This is a genomic window from Rhodococcus sp. 66b (assembly GCF_002076325.1).
Classification (GTDB): domain Bacteria; phylum Actinomycetota; class Actinomycetes; order Mycobacteriales; family Mycobacteriaceae; genus Rhodococcus_F; species Rhodococcus_F erythropolis.
Genome location: NZ_MUZB01000022.1, coordinates 67,629 through 77,686, shown reverse-complemented (window position 1 = coordinate 77,686; position 10,058 = coordinate 67,629). Strand labels below are relative to the sequence as shown.

Sequence of the window (10,058 nt, the reverse complement as noted above, 5' to 3'; positions counted from 1 at the left end):
CGGCGGCATCGGCGCAGCCGCACTCTGCGGCGGCGGCGGACAAGGCGACGCACTCATCATCCGCGTCCCCAAGGCGTGAGTGTCTAAATACACCTGAACGAGCGCTCTCGCTCTGCGACGCCCCGTGGTTTTGCTCACACAACTACGGGGCGTCGTAGTTGTTCGGGCACAATGGCCTCATGGCGAACATCTTTGACGTATCCACTCCCGCGAAACGCTTCCGTCTGGTGGCGTGGTGGGAAGCTGTGACCTGGGCGGCCTTGCTGGTTGCCATGTTCTTCAAGTGGGTCCTCGGACACGAAGAAGCGATTCGCATCCCCGGAATGGTCCACGGCACCGCGGGCTTCCTGGTGTTCATCGTTGTTGCTCTGCTGACTGCGTGGTCGCTCAAGTGGGACATCAAGACCACGATCCTTGCGCTGATCTCGAGCGTTCCCCCGTTCGGCACCGTGATATTCGAACGCTGGGCAGTGCGAAACGGCAAGCTCGGTGAGCTGTCCACGGAGTTCGAGGCGTCCAAGGGCAACGCGGCGCTCGTCTGAGTGCTGCATCCCTCTACGTAGCTTCGCGCAACTCGTGACAAACTGGGAGTCGTGACTCGACCAGGTTCCAGGCCCCCCGCGCGTTCGTCCGCAGTTGCTGCCGCCATGAGCGGCGCAGTCGACTTGTCCGCCTTCAAAGAGCGGGCCACGGCCCCACCACCGCCGCGTAACACCAGCGGCGACGGGGCCGTTTCTGCTGTCTCCGGGGCAGTGATCGAGGTGACCGAGGAGAACTTCGAAAGCGAAGTCCTGCTGAAGTCGAGCCAGGTGCCGGTCATCGTCAACATCGGTGGCCGCGCATACGAGCCCTCGGTCGTGTTCACCGAAGTTCTCGAATCATTGGCGGCGCGCGCCGGCGGCAAGTGGATTCTTGCCAACGTCGACGTCGACGTGAGTCCTCGCATCGCGCAGGCATTCGGTGTCCAGTCGGTGCCGACGGTTGTTGCCGTCGCAGCTGGTCAGCCGTTGGCCGATTTTCAGGGCGCTCAGCCAGAGGCGCAGCTCAGTCAGTGGTTCGACGCAGTGCTCCAAGCTGTCGAGGGCAAGTTGAGTGGGCCGGTGTCCGACGGGGACGAACCGGTGGAGGAGGTCGAGGATCCTCGCTTCGTGGCCGCTGAAACCGCGCTGGACGAGGGCGATCTCGACGCCGCCATCGCTGCGTACCAGGTGATTCTCGACGCCGAACCCAACAACGCGGAGGCCAAGAGCGCTGTCCGCCAGGTGAAGTTCATGGCTCGGGTTCAGGGCGTCGATCCCGAGTCGATTGCGGCCGCGGATGCTGATCCGTCCAATCTCGAACTGCAGTTCGCTGCAGCCGACCTGGAAATGTTCGCCCAGCAACCCGAGGCTGCGTTCGCTCGCTTGATCTCGGTGGTATCGCGAACCGCCGGCGACGACAAGGCCGCAGCGCGGACGCGCCTGCTCGAATTGTTCGAACTGTTCGACCCGGCAGAACCGATCGTCATCGCGGCCCGGCGTAAGTTGGCTTCCGCTCTCTACTGACGTGTGGACCGGCAGCCGCTACTCCGTGTAGCGGCTGTCGCACACTTCTCGGCCACCCAGTACACCGGTCCGGAACGCGTCGACGCGCGCAAACCCGCTCGGCACCGTCTCACCGTTGACGTCACTGGCGGCGAGGCCGTCGGTCAGCAGCCCCGATACGGCTTCGTCGAGGTCGCCGGGGGAGAGTGTGACTTGAGCTCCGGACGCCGCAGCGTTGGTGGGACTGAGCGCTGCGGTGATGACGCCGGACAGGCAGGCGGCGCGCAAGGCAGTTTGCGGAGTGTCGAGCGATTGGCCGTTCTCCTTCTGCATCGCGAGGGTGTACCGCGACGCGAGCAGGACGTAGGCGTTGTAGTCACCGGTGATGTTGGTCTGGATCAACTCGCGCCGTCCGACGCGACCCGGCGTGCCGCGCTCGGCCAGGTCGTCGACGCTGATTCCGATGGTGTTCGTCGACGGGCAGTACGAGACGGGCTCGGTCGCAACGGCGTCGCTGCACCCGGTGTCTGCGCCGGTGAACACGACCTTCGGCGGCTCGGGTAGATCGAAGATGGCTTGGAATGTCTTCACGAACTCGTCGAGCGTTGCCTCGGTGACAGGCAGTTCTCCGGAGTCGTTGCCTTCGGCGAACTGCTGCGGGAGGTCTGCGCGTCGTGACTCGATTTCGTCGGCGTCCATCTTCGCGCAGGCACCGGCGCCGTCGGTGAAGCCGATCTGAGTGGCGGTGACACGCTCGAACGCCGAACCATGGTGGCTCTCAGGATCATTAGGGTCTTCGTCGCGGATGGCGACCGCCGAGGCCAACACCTTGTTGAGGCCGTCGGAGGTGTTCATCGTGAAGTGTGCGGCCTTGTCCTCGGCGACGTGCCGCAAGAAGGCGCCACCGAAACAGTCGGCTTGCTGTTCTCGCACCAGGGCCGCATCTCGTTTGCCGCCGACGATCCCGGCTTTGCGTTGAACGGCGTGGCCGTACTCGTGCGCGAAAATGAAGGCGACGGCCACTTCGCCGAACTTCTCGCGTACCTCGGGCAGTAGCAGTTCGCGATCCCAACCGATGGTGTGATCGATGCTGCAGTACCCGGCGTTGATGAGTTCTTCGGTGGTCTCTTCGCAGAAGTCCGGGCCGTTCGATTCGGTGGGGTCCCACGAGATCAGCTCGTCAACCGGCTCGAAGGGCTTGTCGAACAGAGCCGGGTACTCGGCGGCCCAGTAAGTTTCGATGTCGGTGATGGCGTTGGCCGCCAGGGCGTCGATGTCCCCGCCGTCGGTACCGGTGATTGCTCGGTCCGCATTGGGGGCTCCCGGGCGCAATCCGCTGGGGCCTGCTGTTGCGTCGAGTCCGGCGACGCGGAACGGATCGTGATAGATCGAGACGGCGTGCCCGTTCGTTCCGCTGGCACAACCGGCGAGCAGTGCGGCCACTGCGAACAGTGACGACGTGACAATGACTACTCGCCGGCCGACCATCAACGCTCCAGACTTATCCAAATCGCTCCAGCAGCTGGCAGCGCCACCTGTGCGGAGGCTGGCCGACCGTGCCACGAACGCGACGTTGCCGTGACCGCTCCGAGGTTCCCGACTCCGGAGCCGCCATACACCTCGGCATCGGTGTTGAGAATTTCCACCCATCGGCCGGGCTCTGGTAGCCCGACGCGGTAGCTCGAGTGCTCACTGCCCGAAAAGTTGAACAGGCAGGCGACAATCGAACCGTCAGTACCGTAACGCAGAAAACTGAGGACGTTGTTCTCGGTGTCGTTGGCGTCGATCCAGGAGTATCCGCCGGGGGAGGTGTCGAGGGTCCACATCGCCGGATGACGTCGGTACGCGGAGTTGAGATCTCCGACCAGTCGCTGGACGCCGCGGTGGAGAGTGCCGGTGTACTGATCGTCGAGTTGCCACCAGTCGAGGCCGCGTTCTTCGGACCATTCCGCGCTCTGACCGAACTCCTGTCCCATGAACAGCAGTTGCTTGCCCGGATGCGCCCACATGTACGCAAGCAGTGAGCGCAGGCCGGAAGCCTTGGCGAAGTCGTTGCCGGGCATCCGGGTCCACAGAGTTCCCTTGCCGTGCACCACTTCGTCATGGCTGATCGGTAGCAGGTAGTTCTCACTCCACGCGTACATCAGCGAGAAAGTGATCTCGTGATGGTGGTAAGTCCGGTGCACCGGGTCGTGACCGAGGAACCCGAGGGTGTCGTGCATCCACCCCATGTTCCACTTCATGTTGAACCCGAGGCCACCGACATTGGTCGCCCGAGTGACTCCGGGCCACGCCGTCGACTCCTCGGCGACGGTGACGACTCCTCGGTGGTTCTTGTGGACGGTGGCGTTCATCTCCTGCAGGAACGCAACAGCTTCGAGATTCTCGCGGCCACCGTGAATGTTGGGAGTCCATCCACCTTCCGGACGTGAGTAGTCCAGGTACAGCATCGATGCGACGGCGTCGACGCGCAGTCCGTCGATGTGGAACTCCTCGAGCCAGAAGAGCGCGTTGGCGACGAGGAAGTTCCGGACCTCGCGGCGACCGAAGTCGAATACGTATGTGCCCCAGTCCAACTGCTCTCCGCGACGCGGATCCGCGTGCTCGTACAACGGCGTTCCGTCGAAACGGGCAAGGGCCCATTCGTCTTTGGGGAAGTGTGCAGGCACCCAGTCGACGATGACGCCTATCCCTGCGGCGTGCAGGTGGTCGACGAACCAGCGGAAGTCATCCGGGGTGCCGAAGCGGGAGGTCGGTGCGTAGTACGAGGTGACCTGGTACCCCCACGATCCACCGAACGGATGCTCGGAGACGGGCAGCAGTTCGACGTGGGTGAATCCGGTTTCGGTGACGTATACGGCGAGTTGCTCGGCCATCTGTCGGTAGTCGAGTCCCGGACGCCACGATCCGAGGTGCACCTCGTACACGCTCATCGGGGACTGCGAAGGGTCGACACCAGCGCGGGTTTCCAGCCAGGCCGCGTCGTTCCATTCGTGCGAACTGGTGGTCACTCGCGACGCCGTCGCCGGCGGTACCTCGGTACCGAATGCCATGGGATCGGCCTTGTCGCGAACCGAGCCGTCGTGGCCGTGGACCCGGAACTTGTACAGCGAACCGACTGCGATGTCGGGCAGGAAGAGTTCCCAGACCCCGGTGGAGCCGAGGACTCGCATGGGGGCGAATTGCCCACTCCACCCGTCGAAGTCGCCGACGACGGTCACGCCGCGGGCGGCCGGAGCCCAGACGGCGAACGAGGTGCCGTCGACGGGTCCGTCCGGTGTCTCGTACGAACGCGGATGTGCGCCGAGGATGTCCCACAGTCGTTCGTGCCGACCTTCGCCGAACAGGTGAAGGTCGAGTTCACCGAGAGTCGGCAGGAATCGGTAAGGGTCGGCTGCGAGAACCGTGTGGCCACCCGGGTACGTCACGGAATAGCGATAGTCGATCAGGTCGGGGTAGGGGACCAGAGCCGCGAAGATCCCGTTCGAAACATGTTCGAGAGGAAAGGTTTTGCCGCCGATGACGGCGCTGACGGACTCGGCGTTGGGACGCAACGCTCGCAGAACGGTGCCGTCGGCGTGGGGATGGGCGCCGAGAACACTGTGCGGATCGTGATGTTCACCGCGCGCCAACAGTTCCAGATCGTGATTGTCCGGCGCGATACCCGAAGGGGACTTTTCGGTTGGCATCACTTGCCTCCACCTGCGCGGTGCGCATTGCGAGCTTGGTAGGCCAGAGAGATCCGGGCCGGATACGGAACGGGTGGGAGCGCGAGGATGTGCGCCACCGAACGCCAGGGCTCGAGGCGGACGAAATTGGCCTGGCCCCAATTGAACTGCTCACCGGTAACCTCGTCGAGCACGGTCATGTGGTCGTGCCATTCCCGGCCGAGCGCCGGCATGTCCAACCAGACGGTGCCCTCTTCTGCCGCGAACGGGTTGAGGTTGATCACCGTCAGGACGGCGTCACCGGTCGAGGCGTCGAACTTCGAGTAGGCGATCAACGCGTCGTTGTCGATGTGGTGAAAGTGCAGGTTCCGCAACTGCTGCAGGGCCGGGTGTGCACGCCGGATGCGGTTGAGAGCGGTGATCCACGGCTCGAGAGATTCGCCTCGCGCTGCCGCTTCGGCGAAACGGCGCGGCCGAAGTTCGTATTTCTCGGAGTCGAGGTATTCCTCGCTGCCGGGGCGAACGGCTTGATGTTCGTAGAGTTCGTAACCGGAGTAGACGCCCCACGTCGGCGCCAGGGTGGCGGCGAGAGCTGCTCGCAGTGCAAACATTCCGGGCCCACCGTGCTGGAGGGACTCGTGCAGGATGTCCGGTGTGTTCACGAAAAGGTTCGGTCGGGCCTCGTCGGCCTTTGCCGCCAGCTCGTTACCGAATTCGGTGAGCTCCCACTTCGCAACTCGCCAGGTGAAGTACGTGTACGACTGCGTGAACCCGCGCCGGGCAAGGCCGTACATGCGCGCCGGACGAGTGAAAGCCTCGGCGAGGAACAAGACGTCGGGGTCGGTTTTCTTGACTTCCGAGATGAGTGTCTCCCAGAAGTTGGGCGGCTTGGTGTGCGGGTTGTCGACACGAAAGATCTTGACTCCGGCATTGATCCAGTGGCGGACCACGCGCAGGATTTCCTTGTCCAGACCGCGAGGATCGGTGTCGAAGTTGATCGGGTAGATGTCCTGATACTTCTTGGGCGGGTTCTCGGCGTAGGCGATGGTGCCGTCGGGAAGGACGTTGAACCACTCCGGATGCTTCTGAGCCCATGGATGATCCGGGGCGCACTGCAGCGCGAGATCCAGTGCCACTTCGAGATCCAGCTTGCGGGCCGCAGCGACGAAGGCCTTGAAGTCCTTGAGCGTGCCGAGTTGGGGGTGAACAGCGTCGTGCCCGCCGTCGGCAGAGCCGATCGCCCACGGCGAACCAACGTCGCCGGGTTCGGGGGTGAGGGTGTTGTTGCGACCCTTGCGGTTGATCTCGCCGATGGGATGGATCGGCGGAAGGTAGACGACGTCGAAACCCATTGCGGCGATGCGGGGCAGGTCTTCGGCAGAGGTACGGAACGTGCCGTGCTGCGGTACTCCGTTCTCGTCCCATCCACCGGTCGAACGGGGGAAGAACTCGTACCAGGAGCCGAACAGCGCACGGCTGCGATCGACGACGACAGGGTGGGACTCGCCCTTGGTGACCAGTTCGCGAAGTGGAGTAGCGCGGAGCAGTTCGGCGACGTCGGAGGCGAAGGCCGGAGCGACGCGAGCAGTCAGCGCCTGATCGCTGCGCAGCGACGCCGTGACGGCCTCGAGCCTGGACCTGTTGCCCCGCGGCACTTCGTGCGCGGCCTTTTCGAACAGGCGCGCACCGATTTCCAGGTCGTTGGCCAACTCGGCCGCCCCTTGCCCGACGGCGAGCTTTGCTTCCACGGCGTGCTTCCAGGTGGCGATGGGATCGCTCCACGCCTCGATCCGGAACGACCACATACCTTCGGCGGACGGCGTGAACACCGCGTCGACGGTGTCCGGTTCGGTCCCGGGATCCATCGGAATGCGCAGCGGCTTGGTACCGCGCGGACCACGCACGACAAGAGTGGCGGAAATGGCGTCGTGGCCTTCTCGCCACACGGTGGCGTGCACCGGGAAGACTTCACCGACCACGGCCTTTGCCGGATAGTTACCCGAGATCTCGGGTACCACGTCGTCGATACCGAGGCGTCCTGACACGGGAAGCTCCATTTCTGATGATGGATCGCGGTAAAACTTTCTTTCGCCGGGTTCAACCGTAGTGGGTGCGACGCTGGAGTGCTGATAACGACGAATTCGGGTCTGTCGGTGGTCAGGTCGGCTCGGGCGTTCGGTTCCACCGGACAGAGTGCAAGGAACTCGACTAGGGTTCGCGGGGTGAAAGCCTTGCGTCGGTTCACTGTCCGAGCCCACATTCCGGAGCGCCTCGCCGCGCTCGGCCCCCTGTCCACCAACCTTCGGTGGTCGTGGCATCCCGAGACACAGGATCTGTTCTCGCGACTCGACCCCGAACTCTGGCAAGCAGTCCAGTTCGATCCGGTCCGCATGCTCGGGGAAGTCAACCCCACCCGTCTCGACGAACTCAGCAGTGACGAGGCATTTCTCGGTGACCTCGACACTGCAGCAGCCGATCTCGATGCCTATCTGAGCACGCCGCGCTGGTATCAGTCCCAGCAGGCCAAGGGCACATCGTTGGCCGGCGGAATTGCGTACTTCTCCATGGAGTTCGGAGTCAGCGAAGTTCTGCCCAACTACTCCGGCGGATTGGGCATCCTCGCGGGCGATCACCTCAAGGCCGCGTCCGACCTCGGGCTGCCGCTCATCGGCGTCGGACTGCTCTACCGATCCGGCTACTTCCGCCAGTCGCTGACCGCCGACGGTTGGCAGGCCGAGCACTACCCGCCGCACGACCCTCAAGGGTTGCCTCTTCGTTTGCTGACGGACGCAGGCCCGACTTCCGACGACGGATCACCGGTCGTCATTCACGTCGCGATGCCCGGTGGACGAGTGCTGCGTGCGCGAGTGTGGATCGCTCAGGTCGGACGAGTGCCGTTGCTGCTGCTCGATTCCGACATCTCCGAGAACGACGCGGATCTGCGCGGCGTCACTGACCGTCTTTACGGTGGGGACCAGGATCACCGCATCAAGCAGGAGATCCTCGCAGGTATCGGCGGCGTCCGCGCGGTGCGTGCCTACACCGCGGCGTACGGATTGCCCGATCCCGAGGTTTTCCACATGAACGAGGGGCATGCCGGATTCCTCGGCATCGAACGGATTCGGGAACTTGTGACCACCAGCGGTCTGGACTTCGATTCGGCTCTGGCCGCGGTCCGCGCCGGAACGGTCTTCACGACGCATACTCCGGTTCCCGCCGGAATCGACCGCTTCCCGGCGGATCTGGTCCGTCACTACTTCGGTGGAGCGAACGGCGAGAACGAATCGAGTTTGCTTCCCGGTCTGACCGTCGACCGCATAGTCGGGATGGGGCGCGAATCCGATCCGTCGATCTTCAACATGGCGCACATGGGTCTTCGCCTGGGCCAGCGAGCCAATGGCGTCTCGAAGTTGCACGGCATCGTCAGTCGCGACATGTTCAACGGTCTCTGGCCGGGATTCGACGCCGACGAGGTGCCGATCGGATCTGTCACCAACGGTGTCCACGCTCCGACGTGGGCGGCGCCGGAGTGGATGGACGTGGCCAGGCGGATCGTGGGGCAGGAGCAACTCGAAGAAGCGCGAGGTTGGGAGCGCCTACACGAGTTGTCGGCCACCGAACTGTGGGAAACACGTAATGCGTTGCGCGGCAAGTTGGTCGACGAAGTCCGTCGTCGCGTCCGAGCGTCGTGGCTCGAACGCGGCGCGACCGAAGCTGAACTCGGCTGGACTACTGGAGTTTTCGATCCCAACGTCTTGACTGTCGGATTCGCCAGGCGCGTGCCTACGTACAAGCGGTTGACGCTGATGCTGCGTGATCCCGAGCGTCTGCGTGCGATGTTGCTCGACGAGAAGCGTCCGGTGCAGTTGGTGGTGGCAGGTAAGTCGCACCCCGCCGACGACGGCGGTAAGGCACTCATCCAGCAGGTCGTACGGTTCGCCGACGAAGCGGATGTGCGTCACCGCATCGTCTTCCTGCCCGACTACGACATGTCGATGGCCCGGTACCTCTACTGGGGCTGCGACGTGTGGCTCAACAACCCACTTCGCCCACTCGAGGCGTGCGGCACTTCCGGCATGAAGTCCGCGCTCAACGGTGGACTCAACCTCTCCATTCGCGACGGATGGTGGGACGAGATGTACGACGGCGAGAACGGATGGGCCATTCCGACGGCCGACGGTGTTCTCGACGACGTGCGGCGTGACGATCTGGAAGCCAGCGCGCTCTACGAACTTCTCGAGCACGCGGTACTGCCGACGTTCTACGACCGTGATGCAGCCGATCTGCCGACGCGCTGGGTCGAGAGGGTTCGACACACCCTCGAGAATCTGGGCCCGAAGGTGTTGGCATCACGCATGGTTCGTGACTACGCCGTCGACTACTACGCCCCTTCGGCGGAATCAGCTCGAGCGGTAGTGGCGGACGATTTTGCCGGCGCGCGTGAGGTGGCCGAGTTCCGTCGTCGCATCGAATCGCAGTGGCCGTCGGTCGCCGTCGAGCAGGTTGACGGTTCCGGACTGCCGGACACTCCGGAGATCGGTGCGACCATCTCGTTGAAGGCCAAGGTCCGCCTCGGCGGCTTGTCGGTCTCGGATGTCCAGGTCCAGGCAGTCCTGGGACGCGTCAGCCCGGGTGAGGAACTCACCGACGTTGTGACGTTCCCGATGACACACTTCGGCGCCGAGGACGGAACCGAGATCTTCGAAGCCGAGGTTGCGCTTCCGGTCTCCGGTTCCGTGGGTTACACCGTGCGGGTGTTGCCGCATCACCGCTTGTTGGTCGATGCGTCCGAACTCGGGTTGGTGACCACTCCGAGCGTCTGACGTATTGCATTCTGCCCCGGTCCGTTCGGTCGGTACCGGGGCAG

Annotated in this window: 6 protein-coding genes; 3 read left to right on the top strand and 3 right to left on the bottom strand. The window is 63.9% G+C overall.

The window, feature by feature from the left end:
- Positions 1-179: 179 nt before the first annotated feature.
- Both B0E55_RS29115 and B0E55_RS29110 read left to right on the top strand, forming a co-directional pair.
- The gene (locus tag B0E55_RS29115) at positions 180-542 is read left to right on the top strand and encodes a DUF3817 domain-containing protein (protein ID WP_020908283.1); all 363 of its coding nucleotides are present in this window, start codon (positions 180-182) and stop codon (positions 540-542) included.
- Between the two features lie 105 nt (positions 543-647).
- On the top strand, positions 648-1,544 hold the full coding sequence (locus B0E55_RS29110) for a tetratricopeptide repeat protein (RefSeq protein WP_020970043.1): 897 nt from the start codon (positions 648-650) through the stop codon (positions 1,542-1,544).
- A gap of 18 nt (positions 1,545-1,562) precedes the next feature.
- On the opposite strand, the gene B0E55_RS29105 is transcribed toward B0E55_RS29110, so the two are convergent.
- The 3 genes from B0E55_RS29105 to B0E55_RS29095 are packed head-to-tail and all read right to left on the bottom strand — an operon-like array spanning position 1,563 to position 7,236.
- Entirely contained in the window at positions 1,563-3,011 is a 1,449-nt protein-coding gene (locus tag B0E55_RS29105; protein WP_020970042.1) for a neutral zinc metallopeptidase, read from the bottom strand.
- Positions 3,011-5,212 (bottom strand): 1,4-alpha-glucan branching protein GlgB, encoded by a 2,202-nt coding sequence (glgB, locus tag B0E55_RS29100; protein ID WP_031331511.1) that lies wholly within the window; start codon positions 5,210-5,212, stop codon positions 3,011-3,013. Before glgB ends, B0E55_RS29105 begins: the two co-directional genes overlap by 1 nt.
- Complete coding sequence (locus B0E55_RS29095) at positions 5,212-7,236, bottom strand: alpha-1,4-glucan--maltose-1-phosphate maltosyltransferase (protein WP_020970040.1); 2,025 nt, start codon at positions 7,234-7,236, stop codon at positions 5,212-5,214. The genes glgB and B0E55_RS29095 overlap by 1 nt, the downstream gene beginning before the upstream one ends.
- A 177-nt stretch (positions 7,237-7,413) precedes the next feature.
- Between B0E55_RS29095 and glgP the strand changes: the two genes are divergently transcribed.
- A complete protein-coding gene (gene glgP, locus B0E55_RS29090) occupies positions 7,414-10,014 on the top strand; it encodes an alpha-glucan family phosphorylase (protein ID WP_021333461.1) in 2,601 nt (866 codons plus the stop codon).
- Positions 10,015-10,058: the final 44 nt, after the last annotated feature.